Raw genomic sequence first — 17,018 nt, forward strand, 5'->3', positions numbered from 1 at the left:
CTTATGCTGTATTTATATACAGTATATAGGTGTGACATGGAGCTAATCGAAAAACTCACCATTCTGGCCGATGCAGCGAAGTATGACGCGTCCTGCGCCAGTAGTGGCGCGCCCAAGCGCAGCTCCCGCGGCAAGGACGGCATCGGCGCGACCAATGGCATGGGCATCTGTCACAGCTATACTCCGGACGGCCGCTGCGTCTCGCTGCTGAAAATTTTGCTGACCAACTTCTGCCTGTATGACTGCCAGTACTGCGTCAACCGCCGCTCCAGTGATGTGCCGCGGGCGCGTTTTATGCCGGAGGAAGTGGTCAAGCTGACGCTGGATTTCTACCAGCGCAATTATGTTAGCGGGCTGTTTCTCAGTTCGGGCATTATCCAGTCGCCGGATTACACCATGGAGCAGTTGATCCGCGTGGCCAAGTTGCTGCGCGAAGAACATCAGTTCCGCGGCTATATCCACCTCAAGACCATTCCCGAAGCGGACCCGGCGCTGATCGAAGAGGCCGGGCGTTATGCCGACCGGCTCAGCGTGAATATCGAGCTGCCGAGCCCGGACAGCCTGATTCGTCTGGCACCGGAAAAGCTGATCGGGAGCATTACCGGCGCCATGGGTACCATCGATAGCGCATCGAATGAATCACGCGCAGATAAGCGTGCGCCCAGGTTTGCCCCAGGCGGGCAAAGCACGCAGATGATCGTCGGTGCCGATGCCAGTGATGACAGCCGCATTCTGCATACCGCCGAAGCCTTGTACGGCGATTATCGTCTGCGCCGGGTCTACTATTCGGCATTCAGCCCGATCCCCAACAGCCCTTCCTCGGTGCCTTTCCAGGCGCCGCCTTTATTACGCGAGCATCGGTTATATCAGGCTGACTTCCTGCTTCGCAGTTATGGCTTCAAGGCCGGCGAGTTGGTCGGCGCGCAGGGTAATCTGCCGCTGGATATCGACCCCAAGCTGGCTTGGGCGCTGGTTAACCGGGCGCAGTTTCCGATCGATCTGAACCTGGCAGAGCCGGCGATGATCGCCCGGGTGCCAGGCATTGGTATCCGCTCGGCGCAGCGCATAGTCAGCCTGCGCCGGCTCAAGCGCATCCGCTTTGAAGACCTGCTGCGGATGCGCTGCGTGATGGACAAGGCCCGGCCGTTTATCGTCACCAGCGATTATCGCCCGCGTCAGGACACGGTGGAATCCAGCCTGCTGCGCCGCCAATTAAGCGATCAACCGGCGCAGATGGCGCTCTGGGGCTGAGGAAGACCATGCGGGTACTCTGCTGCGAAGACGATTTTGCATGCTGGCGCGATCAGGCCCGGCAACTGCTGGTGCAGGGCGTGCCGCCGCACGAAGTAGTCTGGGAAGATGAAGACCATCGCCAGCTGTTCGCTGCGGAGCCGCTGCCCGCTTACGGCGAGCCGGTGCAAAGGTTGCGCGTACCGGCGGCATTGCTCACGGAGCTCGAGAGTGCCGCTCGCTACCGAGCGCCAGGCCGCTGGAATCTGCTGTATCGAGTGCTTTGGCGGGTGGTCAAAGGTGAGCGGCAAGCCATGCTGGCGGGTGATCCGGACGGTAGCGAACTGCACCGGCGGATCAAGGCGGCCAGTCGCGAGGCGCATCACCTGCATGCATTCTTGCGTTTTCATCCGCTGCCCGCTGATGCCGATCTGGACTATGTGGCCTGGCATGAGCCCGCGCATGACATCCTCGCCAGTGCCAGCATGCATTTCGCCGAACGTCTGGGGCGGCAACGCTGGCTGATCGCCACGCCCCGCGATGCGGTCTGGTATGACGGCCAGCAGCTGCATTACCGTCAGCCCTGTCCACCTGAGTGGCGAGTACGGGCCGAGGCGGTGCGGGGCAAGGATGACGCGCTGTGGGAAACCTACTACGCGAGTATCTTCAATCCGGCACGGCTGAACCGCAAGGTCATGCAGGCGCATATGCCGCTGCGGTTCTGGAAGGGGCTGACCGAGGGCAAGTTGATTCCGGTGTTGCTAAGCAAGGCGCGGGCGGGATCACAGAAAGACGGGCAGGCCGACGGTGTATCGGGCAAGGCTGGGAAGGTGATTCGTCTGGCGAGAAACAAGGCTGTTGCCGGAGGGCCGGCAACAGCTCAGATCGGTGTAAAAGACGCGTCGATCAGGGAGTCATGATTCGCGGCAACCACTGGCTCAACTCCTGCGGCTTCAGCGGCGGCCGCAGGAATCCAACGTATTGCCCTTCCGGATTGACGATCACCACCTGGCCACTGTGGTCGACCAGATAGTTCTCGCTGCTGGTGTCCGGCTCGATATAGGCGATGGATAACGCCCGTGCCAGCTTGGCCAGCTCTTCCGGGTTCCCGGTCGCGCCGTGGAAACCGGCTTTGAAGAAGCCCAGGTATTGCTGCATCTGCTCGGGCGTGTCGCGATTCGGATCAACGCTGACCATGGTCACCTGCAGTTGCTCAGCAGAGGCTTCTGGTAGCGCGTCAACCAGTTGCTTGAGGTCGGCCATGGTGGTCGGGCAGATATCCGGGCAAAAGGTATAACCAAAGAACAGCAAATCCCATTGTCCGACCAGGTCCTGCTTGCCCCAGCTACCACCAGCGGCAGACAGCATTTCTACCTCGGGCAGGCTGCGCGGGCTGTCGAACAGAAATATGCCTGACTGCGACAATTGCTCACGATCCAGTGCTACTGGACGGGTGACTTTATGGACAATAGCGCCGATGACCAGGGCAATCACTGCCAGGGTCACTAGAACGGTTTTTTGCACGCCGCTTAAAGCCATCCGGCAACCCCTACATAATGATCAACCAGCAGCGCGACGAATATCCACAACAGATACCAGAGGGAAAACTTGAAGGTCTTGATGGCTGCATGCGGACGGCTGTCACGCCACATTGCCCAGGCCCAGTCGATAAAGCGCACGCCGAGTACCAGCGCCACGGTCAGGTAGATGATGCCGCTCATGTGAATCACATAAGGCAGCATGCTGACGGCGAGCAGAATAAAGGTGTAAAGCAGAATGTGCAGCTTGGTATACCGCTCGCCATGGGTGACGGGCAGCATCGGAATGTCGACCTTGGCGTATTCTTCCTTGCGGTGAATGGCCAGTGCCCAGAAATGCGGTGGCGTCCAGGCAAAAATGATCAGTACCAGCAACAATGCTTCGGCATCAATCTGCCCGGTAACCGCGGTCCAGCCCAGCAGGGGCGGAGCCGCGCCAGCGAGACCGCCGATGACGATATTCTGAGGCGTGGCGCGCTTGAGAAACGAGGTATAGATCACCGCGTAGCCGAGCAGCGAAGCCAGTGTCAGCCAGGCAGTCAGGGCGTTGATCCATTGCAGCAGAATGCCCATGCCGGCAACGCCGAGTACCAGGGCAAAGAGCATGGCATTGAGCGGATTGACCCGCCCCTGAGCCATCGGCCGACGCTGGGTGCGCGCCATATGGATATCGATACGCCGATCCACCAGATGATTGACCGCAGCCGCCGAACCGGCGCATAGGGCGATGCCCAGATTACCCAGCAACAACACGCTCCAGGGCACCATGCCTTCGGTAGCCAGCAGCATGCCGATGGCCGAAGTGATGATCATCAGTGCCACAACTTTGGGCTTGGTCAGCTCCAGGTAGTCGCGCCATCCGGCGCTGGCCTGTGCGGTGTTGCTCATAACGGTCATCAGTGCTTCCCCCGACGCCTGAGGCGCCTGTCATTGTTCTTCTGGTCAGGCTTTGTTCTGGAAAAACCTGCGCCCAGTATGCGCCAGCCGTCAGCGGCTGGCCAGCCTTGAGCTAGACCTCTCGGTACTGAAAATGGCATCTGCAGCAGGCGCACGCAAGCGATAGTTGATAGCCACCACGACCAACAGCAGAGTAGCACCCACAGCATTGTGGGCAACGGCGACGGCCAGCGGCAAATGCGCCAGCACATTGGTGATGCCCAGACCGACCTGGGTTATCAATACCAGGGTAAGCAATCCGGCCAATTTAGGCATGCGCCGGTCCATCAGCTTCCAGGCCAGCAATAGCACAAACAGGCTGGTGACAATGGCGCCGAGCCGGTGGGTGAAATGGATGGCCGTGCGGCCTTCACCGAGCAACATGCCGCCTAGGTAATTGGGCCCTATTTCGTGGAACAGGTGAAAGCCAGCGGCGAAGTCCATCTCTGGCCACCATTCGCCGTGGCAAGTGGGAAAGTCCACGCAGGCAACGGCGGCGTAATTAGTGCTGGTCCAGCCACCGAGGGTGATCTGCGCGATGACCACCAGCAGCGTCAGTCGGGCAAGGAATCGTAGTTTGGCGATTGCTTTGGCGGGGCCCATCGGGTGAAAGCCGCCGTGCAGGCGCAGGCACAGCAGCATCAGCAGACTGAGGGTGGCGAAGCCACCAAGCAGGTGCGCGGTGACGACTTGTGGCCACAATTTCAGTGTTACCGTCCACATGCCGAACAGCGCCTGACAGACTACCAGCAGTAGCAGACCGAAGCTCAGGCCCACCGGATAACCCGGCACGCGTTTTTGCCGCAGGCTCATCAGGGCCAGGCCGAGGATGACCAGGCCCAGGATCCCGGCGGCATAGCGGTGGATCATCTCGGCCCAGGCCTTGAAAACTTCCACCGGGTCATCGGGAAAGCGCATCTCGGCTAGCTGAATGGCACTGTCGCTGCGCGGTACGCCGAGAAAACCATAACAACCCGGCCAGTCCGGACAACCCAGGCCGGCATGCACCAGGCGAGTGTAGGCACCGAGAATCACCACTACGAACCCTAGCGCCAATGCGCCGACGGCAAACAGGTAACCTGGTTTACGCATGACCTTTATCCTACCTTGGATACTTTCAAAAGATGTTTCAGATCGTCAAGCAACTGCTTGCCCGGTTTGTCCGCGTCCTGATGCAGCACCACTCGACCCAGTGGGTCGACGACCCATAATTGCGGGCCCTGCTGCCATTCCTGCGGATGCTGGTTCAGGCTGTTCTGGTAGGCAGCGGAATCCAGCGTACCTTTTTCCAGACGCGGGTACTCGGACTCCAGTTGTTCCAGCAGCTCTGCAGGGGGCTGTGTTGCCAGTGCCAGCATATGTTTCACTCGGCCGGCTTCGCGGCCGAGGGCAACATTGATCTGACGCGCCTCGTGCAGCAATTGCAGGCAGGCTTCCTCGCACGCTTGCGGGCTGGTAACCAGAACGCGCCAAGGCGAACCATAACCGACAGGGTCAGCTGCCAACTGCCAGTCTTCCAGCTGAATCTGTGGCTCAACCAGGTCGGAACGGTTGGTATTGCTTTGCGGCTCGTAACCGACTTTGGCCATGATGCCGGCAATCACGATGGGGCCGATCACCACGGCGAAGATCGCCAGCAGTTTCAGTTGCCCGCGCGGCTTTTTAGCGGTTGTGGGTGAGGTATCGCTACTACTCATTGTTATTTTTTCCCCGATGTTCAGACTGGAATCCAGCCCAGATAAAGAGTGCCAGTAATGCTATGGCCAGCGCAAACCATTGCACCGCATAGGCAGTATGTTTGCTGGCGGTCATGGGTAGTGCCGGCCAGTCAAGTTTGAAAGCGGCCTGGCTGCCGGTTTTCAGCCGCGCAGTCCAGCCGAGCAATGGGCGCTCCACCCCTGCGGCCATGCTCTCCAGATCCACCCGCGATATCAGCTTGGGCCAGTCAGATGTGCCGCCGCTTTGCCCCAGGGTAAAGCCTTGTTCTGCGCTGGGTAGCGCTTCTGCGTCGAGTTGTACGTCCTGGTCAGGTGTGGCTACAGTAGGGCGCTGGCGCCGGTCGGGCCAGGGTATCCAGCCGCGGTTGACGATCAGGCTATCCCCGGAGGCATGATCGTCAAACACCTGCAGCACCTCTACGCCGGCCTTGCCGCCACGGATACGATTGTCCAGTAGCCAGATGCGCTCGGGGTCAAACCGGCCCTGCAGGTATAACGGGCGCCAGCTGGGATCAGATTGCTGTTGTAGTTGTTCCAGGGTTTCGGCTACCGCGCTGCGGTTGGCATCCATCTGGGCCTGCATTGCGCGCTTTTCTTCGGCACGGTCCAGTTGCCAGAAGCCGAGGATAATCAGCAATGGCAGAAAGGCCAGCAGGAATATCCAGAGGGGCCAGCCGGGGGCGAAGCGTTTGGCGGAATCAGACATGGCAACCTTGATTAACGACAGGGTCTATAATGCACAAACCCTAACAAGCATGGATATTCGATTATGTGGTTGAAACTGGCCATTCTGGTCTTGCTGCTGGCGGTCATCGTCAGCTTGTTCAGCGGCCTGTTCTTTCTGGTCAAGGATACCGACGGTTCAGGTCGTCTGGTTACTGCTTTGAGTGTGCGGATTGGTCTGACGGTAGCGATACTGCTGCTGATTGCCTACGGCTTCTGGTCAGGCCAGTTTGCCTGGAATACGCCCTGGCTGCACTGAAAACTGGCCCCGGGAGGGGCCAGGTATCACGTCAGAATATATAGACGAAGATAAACAGACCAACCCAGACCACATCGACGAAGTGCCAATACCAACTGGCCGCTTCAAAACCGAAATGGTTTTCCGGGGTGAAATGGCCCTTGTGCACCCGCACCAGCATCACTGTGAGAATCAGCGTGCCCATAAACACGTGGGCGCCGTGAAAACCGGTGAGCATAAAGAAGGTAGCACCATAGATCCCCGAGTTAAGGGTTAACCCCAGGTCCTGGTAGGCGTGCACGTATTCGGCAATCTGCAGGCTGAGGAACACTACGGCCAGCACCACCGTCAGCAATAGCCAGTTCTTCAGGGCACCCCGCTTGCCTGCTCGCAGAGCGTGGTGGGCGAAGGTCACGGTGACACTGGAGGTGATCAGCAGAATGGTGTTGATCAGCGGTAGCTGCCAAGGGCTGATGGTTTCCTCCGGCCCCGGAAACAGAGCGGGATCGGGGTTGGCCATCAGTGGCCAGGAATACTGAAAGCCTTCCCAGAGCATATTGCTGATGCCCTTATCGCCCTCACCGGACAGCCAGGGGCCGGCAAAAGTACGCACATAAAACAGGGCGCCGAAGAAAGCCGCGAAGAACATCACTTCGGAAAAGATGAACCAGCCCATGCCCATGCGGAACGAGCGATCCATTTGCGCGCTGTACAGGCCCTGGTGGCTCTCGGTAATAACGTTGCCGAACCAGCCAAAGAACATCCAGGTAATGATCAGTGCGCCAGCCAGCAGTATGAACAGGCCGCTCTCGCCGCTGGAGTTCATCAAGGTGCCGGCACCGAATACCGAGGTCAGCAAGCCGATGGAGCCTACTATCGGCCATTTGCTCTGCGCCGGTACGTAATATTCTTCATGTGTTGAAGTGGTGTCGTGACTCGCCATCTGTTGTTCTCCTTATCAGGCAGTCAAAATTCAGTTGCTGTGCACGGCGGCCAGATCAAGATCAAAGGTCTCGGCCATGCGCTCAGTCACATCAAACAGGGTATAGGACAGCGTGAGCCGGTGAACTTCGCTCGGCAGCTCGCGATCTACGATAAAACGTACGGGCATTTCCACCGTTTCACCGGGCTGCAACATCTGCTGAGTGAAGCAGAAGCATTCGGTCTTGTGGAAATAGGCCGCGGCCTTGGACGGTGACACGCTGGGGATTGCCTGGGCAATCATCGGCTTGCTGGTCGGATTATGCGCGGTGAACATCATTTCATGCGTTTCACCAGGGTGCAGGGTCAGCTCGTTGGCCTGTGGGCCGAACGTCCATGCCATGCCTTCGGCATTGGTCGAAATAAACTGGACCCTTACCGAACGGTTTTCATCCACGCTGCCATCGCCACCTTCATAGGCGCTTGCATTGGTCTTGCCGTTGATGCCGAAGGCATCACACATCACGTCGTAGATAGGCACCAGCAGAAAGCCGAAGCCGAACATGCCCACCACCAATAGCAACAGGCGGCTGATCAGACGTTTTGTAGTGATGCCTTCGCTCATGGCTGTCCCCTTACTTCACTTCAGGTGGGGTGCTGAAGGTGTGGTAGGGCGCCGGCGAGGCGACCGTCCACTCCAGACCTTCCGCGCCTTCCCAAGGCTTGGCTGCTGCCTTGGGGCCGCCTTTGATGCACTTGATCACGATAAACAGGAACAGCAACTGTGTAGCACCAAACATGAAGGCGCCAATTGACGAAACCATGTTGAAGTTGGCGAACATCATGTTGTAGTCCGGTATCCGCCGCGGCATACCGGCCAGGCCGATAAAGTGCATCGGGAAGAACGCCATGTTCATGCCGACAAAGCTCATCCAGAAATGCGTCTTGGCCAAGACTTCGTCGTACATGTGGCCGGTCCATTTCGGCAGCCAGTAGTACGCCGAGGCAAAGATGCCGAAGATCGCGCCCGGCACCAGTACGTAGTGGAAGTGCGCGACTACGAAATAGGTATCGTGATACTGGAAATCCGCCGGAGCGATCGCCAGCATCAGGCCGGAGAAGCCGCCGATGGTAAACAGAATGACGAAGGCGATGGCAAACAGCATCGGTGCTTCGAAGGTCAGCGAGCCGCGGAACATGGTGCTCACCCAGTTGAACACCTTGACCCCGGTGGGGACGGCGATCAGCAGAGTGGCGTACATGAAGAACAGCTCGCCGGTCAGCGGAATGCCCACGGTAAACATGTGGTGAGCCCAGACCACGAAAGACAGGAACGCGATCGCTGCGGTGGCGTACACCATCGAGGTGTAACCAAACAGGGGCTTGCGGCTGAACGCCGGGATGATCGCACTGACCGCGCCGAATGCCGGCAGGATCATGATGTACACCTCGGGGTGACCGAAGAACCAGAAGATGTGCTGGAACATCACCGGGTCACCGCCACCTGCAGCGCTAAAGAAGCTGGTGCCGAAGTGGATATCCATCAACATCATGGTGACCACGCCCGCCAGTACCGGCATGACCGCGATCAGCAGGAAAGCGGTGATCAGCCAGGTCCAGACGAACAGCGGCATTTTCATCAGCGTCATGCCTGGGGCGCGCAGGTTGAGAATGGTGGCGATGATATTGATCGCGCCCATGATCGAACTGATACCCGCCAGGTGAATGGCAAAGATGAAGAAGGTCACGCTGTCTGGCGCGTAAGTGGTCGATAACGGAGCGTAGAAGGTCCAGCCGAAGTTCGGGCCACCGCCTTCCATGAACAGGGTCGACACCAGTAGGCCGAAGGCCGCAGGCAGCAGCCAGAAGCTGAAGTTGTTCATGCGCGGCAACGCCATGTCCGGCGCGCCGATCATCATCGGGATCATCCAGTTGGCCAGGCCAACAAACGCTGGCATAACCGCACCGAAGACCATGATCAGGCCGTGCATGGTGGTCATCTGGTTAAAGAATTCCGGCTGCACCAGTTGCAGGCCGGGTTGGAAGAGTTCTGCGCGGATAACCATGGCCATGGTGCCGCCAAGCAAAAACATGGCGAAACTGAACCACAGGTACATCGAGCCGATGTCCTTGTGGTTGGTGGTCAGAACCCAACGCATCAAACCTTTGGCCGGACCATGGGCATGGTCGGCGTGATGGTGATCAATCACTGCACTCATGATGGTCTCCTATTGGCTATTCTTGAAATTGAGGATGTCGAGCGGTGCTACGATGTCGCCGGTGTCATTGTCCCAGGCGTTACGTTCGTAGGTGACTACCGCAGCGATATCGGTTTCCGACAGCTGTGGGCCGAACGCGGCCATCGAGGTGCCGGATTTGCCATTGACGACGATATCGATGTGCGCAGCGACATCATTCAGCGCAATTTCACTGCCTTTCAGTGCGGGGAACATCGGTGGCAAACCTTCACCACCAGGCTGGTGACAGGAGGAACAGGAGCGTGAGTAAACCTGCTCACCACGTTCCATCAGCTCTTCAAGCGTCCAGTCCTTCTCGCGCAGCTCGGCTTCGCGGGCGGCGGTTTCTTTTTTCTCCGCCAGCCAGATGTCGTAGTCTTCCTGCGACTTGGCTTCAACCACTACCGGCATGAAGCCATGGTCGCGGCCGCAAAGCTCGGTGCATTGACCACGGAAAATGCCTGGCTCCTCGATGCGCGTCCAGGCTTCGTTGACGAAGCCGGGAATCGCGTCTTTCTTCACTGCCAGAGCAGGTACCCACCAGGAGTGGATAACGTCTGCCGCAGTGACCAGAAAGCGAATTTTCTTGCCAACCGGCACCACAAGAGGCTCATCTACTTCGAGTAGATAGTTTTCATTCTTGGGGGAAAGATTGTCGATTTCTTCGCGGGGGGTAACCATGTTGCTCATGAAAGCAACGTCTTCATTCAGGTAGCTGTACTGCCAGCGCCATTGATAACCGGTGATCAGGATGTCGATATCAGCTTCTTCGGCATCATAGATTTCGATCAGGGTTTTGGTCGCGGGTACTGCCATGCCCACCAGAATCAGCAGCGGTATGATGGTCCAGAGAACTTCAACGCCGACGTTCTCGTGAAACTTGGCGGGGACGGCGCCCCTGGATTTGCGGTGCATGAACATCGACCAGAACATGATGCCGAAGACGATCACGCCTATCACGACACAGATCCAGAAGATCAACATATGCAGATCAAAGACCGAGCGACTGATGTCAGTCACCCCCTCACGCATATTAAATGCCCATCCGGCGCTTACGGTGCCACTGAGTGCTAGCAATAACAGACCACTCAGCCAGGCGCTTGCTTGTCGCAACATTCCCGGTTCCCCTTATTTTTTTTATTCAGCTCTGGTAGCGGGGGGAAGTGCATTTAGAAAGTCATCAGGACTGAATAAACACGTGGCAATGCACTGCTCGGACGGGCCGTTGAAGCGGCATGCTCAAGCGGGATTGACTGGCCCCCCAAAAAACTGCCAGACCCGTTGAGTATAGACCTGACAGTTTCTAAGGCAATCCCCGGAAAGCTTTATTTTTGATATCTGTCAAGGCTGCACATGTAGCCTTGTGTTAGCAGCGGCCGCCGCAAACCGGCAGCGGTAAGAGGGCAAAAGTCTCTGCATTTCATTCTATTGCCTCACCCTGAGCCACTTTGACGATATCATAGTGCTCTGCTAGCTTGAGACGGATCGCCAGCGATCTCCATCTCGACCAGTTTCTGGTATTTACGGGAGTGTCTTATGAATATTGCAGCGTTACGCGAGCGAATCCGTGTGGCTGAACAGCAGGAGCTGCAGCAGGGTAGCCTGCGCAGTTGGCTCGGCGGGCAGATGGAGCAGCTGCATCCGGCTATCGAACCCGGCAGTGATCCGCTGGATACCCTGCACCGCTTTGCCGAAGGTTATATCGCCGAGGTGCCGGACACGCTGGAGGCCGCGCAGGCGGTAGCCGAGTCAGCCAATATGCGCACGCAGCTGCTGCCGGTGCTCAAGGTCGCCGAGGCCTTCTTTCTGCAGCCGCCTGATCTGCCGGCCGATCATCAAGGCATGCTGGCGTTGCTGGATGAAGCCTATCTGGTGCATCGCCTGGTCGAGGAAATCAACGATCGCTACATCGCCCACGGCGGCGAGCCGTTATTGCCGCTGGATACCACGCGGGCAAATGTCATTGTTCATCAGTTACTCGGCGATGCCTTTGCCAATCAGCTGGATATGGCAGTGGATACCGCAGTCGAGGGGCTGGCGCCGGAAAGCCTGTTCAGCAGCAAGGATTTTGCCGATTTTCGCCAGATCATCGCGCAACGTGGACGTATTGCCCTCTGGCAGAACTGGCCGTGTCTATCCCGGCAACTGGGCGTGGAAATTCGCCTTCGCGAGGCCAGCTAGCTAGTCAGTCGCCAGCCAGCCTGCGGAGGTTCAGGGCTTTTTCAGCCGCGGGTTGGGGAAGAACTGCACCGTCTGGCTCTTGGGCGCTGCAGGCTCCTTGGCCTTGGTCACCCGGGTGGGCACTTCACGCGGTACCGAGTTACCGCGTTCATCCAGCGTATCGGCATAACCGCAGCTGACGCATTCGCGATTGGGCACCCCGTCAACTTCATACATGCGGATGGTATCCATCGCGCTGCACGCCGGGCAGACCGCGCCGGCGATAAAGCGCTTGATGGTCGGAGTGCCGCTCATGCAGCCTCCCCGGTCAATCCGCTGTGGCGCAACAGGGCGTCGATGCTCGGCTCACGCCCGCGGAAGGCAACGAACAGCTCCATCGGCTCACGGCTACCGCCACGGGCCAGGATGTTGTCGCGGAAGGCCTTGCCCGTTTCGGTATTCAGCACACCCTCTTCTTCAAAGCGTGAGAAGGCATCAGCCGAGAGTACTTCAGCCCACTTGTAGCTGTAATAACCGGCCGCGTAACCACCAGCAAAGATATGCCCGAACCCGTTCTGGAAACGGTTGAATGCCGGTGGCGGGAATACCGATACTTCGGCGCGTACCTGATCGAGTACCTGTTGCACCGTCTGGTCTGGCTTCTCGCGCAGGTGCAGGAGGAAATCGAACAATGACAGTTCTACCTGGCGCAGCATGCCCAGGCCGGACTGGAAGTTGCGCGCGGCGAGCATCTTGTCCAGCAGATCCTGGGGTAGCGGATGCCCGGTTTCATAGTGGCCGGAAATCAGCGCCAGGCCTTCGGGCTCCCAGCACCAGTTTTCCATAAACTGGCTGGGCAGCTCGACGGCATCCCAGGCCACGCCGTTAATGCCGGATGCAGCTGGATAGTCGACTCGGGTCAGCAGGTGGTGCAGGCCATGGCCAAACTCGTGGAACAGTGTGGTCACTTCGTCATGGGTCAGCAGCGCAGGTTTGCTTCCGACCGCCGGGGTGAAATTGCACACCAGGTAAGCGATCGGCCGCTGCAGTTCGCCGTCAGGCAGCAACCGGCGATCACGGCAGCCATCCATCCAGGCGCCGCCGTTCTTGTGGCTGCGTGCGTACAGATCGAGGAAGAAACGGCCAATCACCTCGCCCTGCTCGAGTACTTCGAACAGCCGTGCATCCTTGTGCCAGCGATCAAACTCGCTGACTTCGCGCAGCTGGATGCCATACAGCCGCTCGACCACCGAGAACATGCCGGTCAATACAGTATCGACCGGGAAGTACGGCTTGAGCTCTTCCTGGGAAATTGCATAGCGATGCTGCTGCAATTGCTCGCCGTAATAACCGACGTCCCAGCTTTGCAAATCGTTGCAGCCGCGCTCGGCAGCAAATTCGCGCAGCGCGGCCAGGTCCTGGCCGGCGAAGTTCTTGCTGCGGGTGCCCAGATCACGCAGGAAACTGACGACCTGATCGGTGCTTTCGGCCATCTTGGTTGCCAGCGACAGCTCGGCAAAGTTGGCAAAGCCCAGCAGCTCCGCGAGCTCCTGGCGCAGGGCAAGAATTTCGCTGATCAGCGGGCCGTTGTCATATTCGCCGGCTTGCGGGCCGACCTCTGACGCACGCGTGCAGTACGCGGTGTAAACCTCTTCGCGCAGGGAGCGATCATGGGCGTAGGTCATCACGGCGTAATAGCTGGGGAATTCCAGCGTCAGCAGCCAGCCATCCAGCTCTTTGGCTTCGGCCGCCTGTTTCGCCTGCGCCAGCGCGGATTCCGGCAGGCCGTCTAGCTGGGCTGCGTCGGTAATCTGTTTGGTCCAGGCCTGGGTGGCATCCATCAACTGGTTGGAGAAAGTGCTTTGCAACTCCGACAGGCGCATTTGCATCTCGCCGTAGCGCTTTTGCTGCTCGGCTGGCAGCGCGATACCGGATAGACGGAAATCACGCAGCGCATGCTCGATGATCGTCTGCTGCGCCTGATCCAGCTGACTGAAGGCTTCGCCTTCGGCGAGTTGCTGATAGGCGGCAAACAGCTTCTGGTTCTGGCCCATCTCGGTGCTGAATTCACTCAGCAGCGGCAGGCAGCTGTTGTAGGCATCGCGCAGCTCGGGGCTGTTCATTACCGAGTTGAGGTGGCGCACTGGCGACCAGGCCTGGCCGAGCTTTTCGCCCATATCGTCCAGCGGCACGATCAGGTTGGACCAGGTCCATTGCGCCGGTGGGTTATCCAGCAGTCGAGCCAGCGTCGCGCGACTGTCTGCCAGAACCTGCTCGATGGCAGGCTTGACGTGCTCGGCACGGATGCTGCTGAAGGGAGGCAGGTCGTAGGGTTGCAGAAGCGGGTTGGACGAGGTCATGAAGTTTCCTGAAATGGGTGACTGAGTCATAGTATGTATCTTATTGAATATGGGAGCGCTTGGCACGGCCACTGGATTTTATTAATAGTGACAAGAGCTTTCGTTAATGGAGACAGAGCATGAATGTACGCACGCTGAGCGGCAAGTCGCCGCAATTGGGGCAGGCGGTCTTTGTTGACCCGTCTGCGGTAGTGATTGGCGATGTGGCGCTGGGCGATGACTGCTCGGTGTGGCCGTTGACGGTCATCCGCGGCGATATGCACCGCATTCGTATCGGCGCGCGCACCAGCGTGCAAGATGGCAGCGTGCTGCACATTACTCACGCCGGGCCGTTTAATCCGGACGGCTATCCATTACTTGTCGGTGATGATGTGACCATCGGACACAAGGTTTTGTTGCATGGCTGTACGATTGGTAGCCGGGTACTGGTGGGTATGGGCAGTATTGTCATGGACGGGGCGGTGGTTGAAGACGAGGTGATCATCGGTGCCGGCAGTCTGGTGCCGGCGCAACGCACGCTGGAGTCGGGCTATCTGTATATGGGCAGCCCGGCGCGGCAGGTCAGACCGCTGACCGATAAAGAGCGCAGTTTTTTCACCTACACCGCGGCCAATTATGTACGGCTCAAGGACGAACACCTGGCCGAGCTGGCGCAAGGCTGACGCGGCTGCCGGAATGCAGGATGTGGGTCTATACTCGATGAAAAAGAGATCAGAACCATGTTTCCATGGCAGTCCCGCTCGCTCAGCGTGGCCTTCAAGGCTGGCGCTACCGGCCTGGTAGAGAATGATCAGCGGGCGCTGATGCGGGTGGTGTTTCTCACCTCGAGTATCACTTTGGGCGCATTCGGGGTGCTGCAGCTGAGTTACGGGCGTTATCTCCTGGGTTTGTTCGAGCTGGTCTCTTGCGCGGTGCTGCTCTGGTGCAGCTGGCGGGTTGCCAGCGCAGTGCGACCGGTCATATGGATCTACTTCTACCTGCTTCCGCTTTACTGCTTTCTGACTTACATCATTTTCATGCCCGACGCGTCGCATACAGCGTTCGTCTGGGTATATCTGATTCCCATCCTGTCCTACCTGTTGTTGGGCCGCCTCGCGGGCCTGCTGTTGGCCTTGCCATTTATCAGCGCAGCAGCGCTGGCCTATCTTTACCGCTTCGGCGTTCCGGCAGACGCCGCCGGCTTGATCGATCTGGGCAACTCCTTGCTCTGTGGTCTGCTGATTCTATTGTTTGTACACCTGTACGAGTCCCGACGGGCGTTGGCTCAGCGGGCGCTTGAGCATCTGGCCGAAGTGGATGCACTGACCGGGGTGGCCAACCGCGGCAGCTTTCAGCGGGCGTTGGAGCGAAGCGTGGATGAGGCTGCGCGCAGTGGCTCCGGATTGGTCTTGGTGATGATGGACGTGGATTTTTTCAAGGAGGTCAATGATCGTTGGGGCCACGACGTTGGAGATGCGGCTTTGCAGCACATCTGCGCCTGTATTGCGCAACGCCTGCGGCGCACCGACACTCTGGGCCGGCTGGGCGGCGAGGAGTTTGGCATCCTGCTGCGCAATACCGACGCGCGGGCAGGTCAGGAACTGGTGGAAAGCCTGCGCCGGCAGATAGTAATTACGCCATTGGAGCACCAGGGCCAGCAGATCCTGCTCTCGGCAACCTTCGGCTTGGCGCAGATGGGTGTGGATGGCGTAACTGCGTTCGAGCTTTACCGTTGCGCCGATCAACGTCTGTATCGCGGCAAGGCATCGGGGCGCAACCAGCTGATCGACCGCGACCCCGGTTTCGGATAGCCAACTAGCAAGCAATCAGCCCGATGAATAATGCCGCGATGTTCCGTGATTTGGCGGCTGCCTGGTTTATGCTCTGTGGGTCAGGGCGTTCTTGCCCCTTTTTTCTGTTTTCAACCAGTCGAGGCTTTTCATGTCTGCCTACAGCAATCGCAAAGTAGTACTTAACCAACGCCCACAGGGCGAAATCAAGGATGGCGACCTGGTCATCAAGCAGGAGCCGGTTCGTGATCTGAAAGACGGCGAAGTACTGATCAAGACCTTGTGGCTGTCCCTGGACCCTTACATGCGTCCGCGCATGAACGACAGCAAGGGTTATATGGATCCGATCGAAATCGGTGCGCCTATCGTCGGTGAAAGCGTCGGCCGCGTGGTTGAATCCAAGTCGCCCAACTATGCGGTTGGCGATGTGGTCACCAGCTATTCCGGCTGGCAGGAATACAGCATCATCCCCGGCGATGCGCCCATGGTTTACAAGGTCCAGGATCACGGCATTCCGTTGCAGGCGTATCTCGGCGTCGCCGGCATGCCTGGACGTACCGGCTATTGCGGCCTGGTATATGTCGGCAAGCCCAAGGCTGGCGAAACGGTTGTGGTTTCAGCCGCTTCCGGTCCGGTTGGCACTGTAGTGGGTCAGACCGCCAAGCAATTGGGTTGCCGTGTGGTCGGTGTTGCTGGCGGGGAAGAGAAGTGCCGCTATGTAGTTGAAGAGCTGGGCTTTGACGAGTGCGTGGACTACAAAGCCGGCAATCTCGAGCAAGACCTGAAGGATGCCTGCCCCAACGGCATTGATGTGTACTTTGAAAACGTCGGTGGTGCTGTCACCCGCGCCGTCGCCAAGCTGCTGAACAGCGGCTCACGCGTGCCGATCTGTGGTTATGTGTCGGCTTACAACGCCGAAGATGCGAGCAAGGTTGAAACACCTTTTCACGTCTTTGGCGCCATGGAAGACAAGCCCGAACACCGCTTCTTCCTGGTCACCGAGTGGCAGGACAAGCACCAGGAAATCACCGCGCATCTGGCCGAGCAGATTGCCTCAGGCAAGATCAAATATCGTGAAACCATCGCCGAAGGCCTGGATAATGCCGTAGACGCATTCAAGGGTATGCTCAAGGGCAAGAACTTCGGTAAGCAGTTGGTTCGCGTCGCCGAGTAAGACCCTGATCCCCC

18 protein-coding genes are annotated in these 17,018 nt (G+C 58.5%); 7 read left to right on the plus strand and 11 right to left on the minus strand.

The features are described 5' to 3' along the window. The first annotated feature begins 36 nt into the window (after positions 1-36). Both DT594_RS12890 and DT594_RS12895 read left to right on the plus strand, forming a co-directional pair. Positions 37-1,251: a putative DNA modification/repair radical SAM protein gene (locus DT594_RS12890; protein ID WP_149333033.1), complete on the plus strand. Its 1,215-nt coding sequence runs from the start codon at positions 37-39 to the stop codon at positions 1,249-1,251. 8 nt (positions 1,252-1,259) lie between these two features. Beyond that, a complete protein-coding gene (locus tag DT594_RS12895; RefSeq protein ID WP_149333034.1) occupies positions 1,260-2,150 on the plus strand; it encodes a TIGR03915 family putative DNA repair protein in 891 nt (296 codons plus the stop codon). On the opposite strand, the gene DT594_RS12900 is transcribed toward DT594_RS12895, so the two are convergent. The 5 genes from DT594_RS12900 to DT594_RS12920 all read right to left on the minus strand — a co-directional run bounded on the left by DT594_RS12900 (position 2,137) and on the right by DT594_RS12920 (position 6,128). Further along, positions 2,137-2,769, minus strand: coding sequence for an SCO family protein (locus DT594_RS12900; RefSeq protein ID WP_149333035.1), 633 nt, complete (start codon positions 2,767-2,769; stop codon positions 2,137-2,139). The genes DT594_RS12895 and DT594_RS12900 overlap by 14 nt on opposite strands. Continuing rightward, positions 2,760-3,665 carry a heme o synthase gene (gene cyoE, locus DT594_RS12905; RefSeq protein WP_394240858.1) on the minus strand — a complete coding sequence of 302 codons (906 nt, stop codon included), beginning with the start codon at positions 3,663-3,665 and terminating at the stop codon, positions 2,760-2,762. Before cyoE ends, DT594_RS12900 begins: the two co-directional genes overlap by 10 nt. A gap of 90 nt (positions 3,666-3,755) precedes the next feature. Next, the gene (locus tag DT594_RS12910; RefSeq protein ID WP_149333036.1) at positions 3,756-4,796 is read right to left on the minus strand and encodes a COX15/CtaA family protein; all 1,041 of its coding nucleotides are present in this window, start codon (positions 4,794-4,796) and stop codon (positions 3,756-3,758) included. Between the two features lie 5 nt (positions 4,797-4,801). Beyond that, complete coding sequence (locus DT594_RS12915; protein WP_149333037.1) at positions 4,802-5,401, minus strand: hypothetical protein; 600 nt, start codon at positions 5,399-5,401, stop codon at positions 4,802-4,804. Beyond that, entirely contained in the window at positions 5,394-6,128 is a 735-nt protein-coding gene (locus DT594_RS12920) for an SURF1 family protein (RefSeq protein ID WP_149333038.1), read from the minus strand. The genes DT594_RS12915 and DT594_RS12920 overlap by 8 nt, the downstream gene beginning before the upstream one ends. A 63-nt stretch (positions 6,129-6,191) precedes the next feature. Between DT594_RS12920 and DT594_RS12925 the strand changes: the two genes are divergently transcribed. Next, positions 6,192-6,404, plus strand: a complete 213-nt coding sequence (locus DT594_RS12925; protein ID WP_149333039.1) for a twin transmembrane helix small protein — start codon at positions 6,192-6,194, stop codon at positions 6,402-6,404. A gap of 31 nt (positions 6,405-6,435) precedes the next feature. Here DT594_RS12925 and DT594_RS12930 read toward each other — a convergent pair whose 3' ends face one another. The 4 genes from DT594_RS12930 to coxB are packed head-to-tail and all read right to left on the minus strand — an operon-like array spanning position 6,436 to position 10,657. Further along, on the minus strand, positions 6,436-7,326 hold the full coding sequence (locus tag DT594_RS12930; RefSeq protein ID WP_149333040.1) for a cytochrome c oxidase subunit 3: 891 nt from the start codon (positions 7,324-7,326) through the stop codon (positions 6,436-6,438). A 30-nt stretch (positions 7,327-7,356) separates the two neighbouring features. Then, complete coding sequence (locus DT594_RS12935) at positions 7,357-7,929, minus strand: cytochrome c oxidase assembly protein (protein WP_096345331.1); 573 nt, start codon at positions 7,927-7,929, stop codon at positions 7,357-7,359. A 10-nt stretch (positions 7,930-7,939) separates the two neighbouring features. Beyond that, a complete protein-coding gene (gene ctaD / locus DT594_RS12940) occupies positions 7,940-9,523 on the minus strand; it encodes a cytochrome c oxidase subunit I (RefSeq protein WP_096345330.1) in 1,584 nt (527 codons plus the stop codon). Between the two features lie 9 nt (positions 9,524-9,532). After that, positions 9,533-10,657: a cytochrome c oxidase subunit II gene (coxB, locus tag DT594_RS12945; RefSeq protein WP_149333041.1), complete on the minus strand. Its 1,125-nt coding sequence runs from the start codon at positions 10,655-10,657 to the stop codon at positions 9,533-9,535. 420 nt (positions 10,658-11,077) lie between these two features. Here coxB and DT594_RS12950 point away from each other — a divergent pair, with 420 nt between their 5' ends. Continuing rightward, the gene (locus tag DT594_RS12950; RefSeq protein ID WP_149333042.1) at positions 11,078-11,722 is read left to right on the plus strand and encodes a hypothetical protein; all 645 of its coding nucleotides are present in this window, start codon (positions 11,078-11,080) and stop codon (positions 11,720-11,722) included. A 30-nt stretch (positions 11,723-11,752) separates the two neighbouring features. Here DT594_RS12950 and DT594_RS12955 read toward each other — a convergent pair whose 3' ends face one another. Further along, entirely contained in the window at positions 11,753-12,016 is a 264-nt protein-coding gene (locus tag DT594_RS12955; RefSeq protein WP_149333043.1) for a YheV family putative zinc ribbon protein, read from the minus strand. Beyond that, complete coding sequence (gene prlC, locus DT594_RS12960; RefSeq protein WP_149333044.1) at positions 12,013-14,061, minus strand: oligopeptidase A; 2,049 nt, start codon at positions 14,059-14,061, stop codon at positions 12,013-12,015. The genes DT594_RS12955 and prlC overlap by 4 nt, the downstream gene beginning before the upstream one ends. A gap of 119 nt (positions 14,062-14,180) precedes the next feature. Here prlC and DT594_RS12965 point away from each other — a divergent pair, with 119 nt between their 5' ends. The 3 genes from DT594_RS12965 to DT594_RS12975 all read left to right on the plus strand — a co-directional run bounded on the left by DT594_RS12965 (position 14,181) and on the right by DT594_RS12975 (position 17,004). Continuing rightward, positions 14,181-14,723 (plus strand): gamma carbonic anhydrase family protein, encoded by a 543-nt coding sequence (locus DT594_RS12965; protein WP_149333045.1) that lies wholly within the window; start codon positions 14,181-14,183, stop codon positions 14,721-14,723. A 57-nt stretch (positions 14,724-14,780) separates the two neighbouring features. After that, positions 14,781-15,851: a GGDEF domain-containing protein gene (locus tag DT594_RS12970; protein WP_149333046.1), complete on the plus strand. Its 1,071-nt coding sequence runs from the start codon at positions 14,781-14,783 to the stop codon at positions 15,849-15,851. 130 nt (positions 15,852-15,981) lie between these two features. Then, positions 15,982-17,004, plus strand: a complete 1,023-nt coding sequence (locus DT594_RS12975; protein ID WP_149333047.1) for an NADP-dependent oxidoreductase — start codon at positions 15,982-15,984, stop codon at positions 17,002-17,004. The last annotated feature ends 14 nt before the right edge of the window (positions 17,005-17,018 follow it).

The organism is Halopseudomonas laoshanensis (genome assembly GCF_008365385.1).
Classification (GTDB): Bacteria; Pseudomonadota; Gammaproteobacteria; order Pseudomonadales; family Pseudomonadaceae; genus Halopseudomonas; species Halopseudomonas laoshanensis.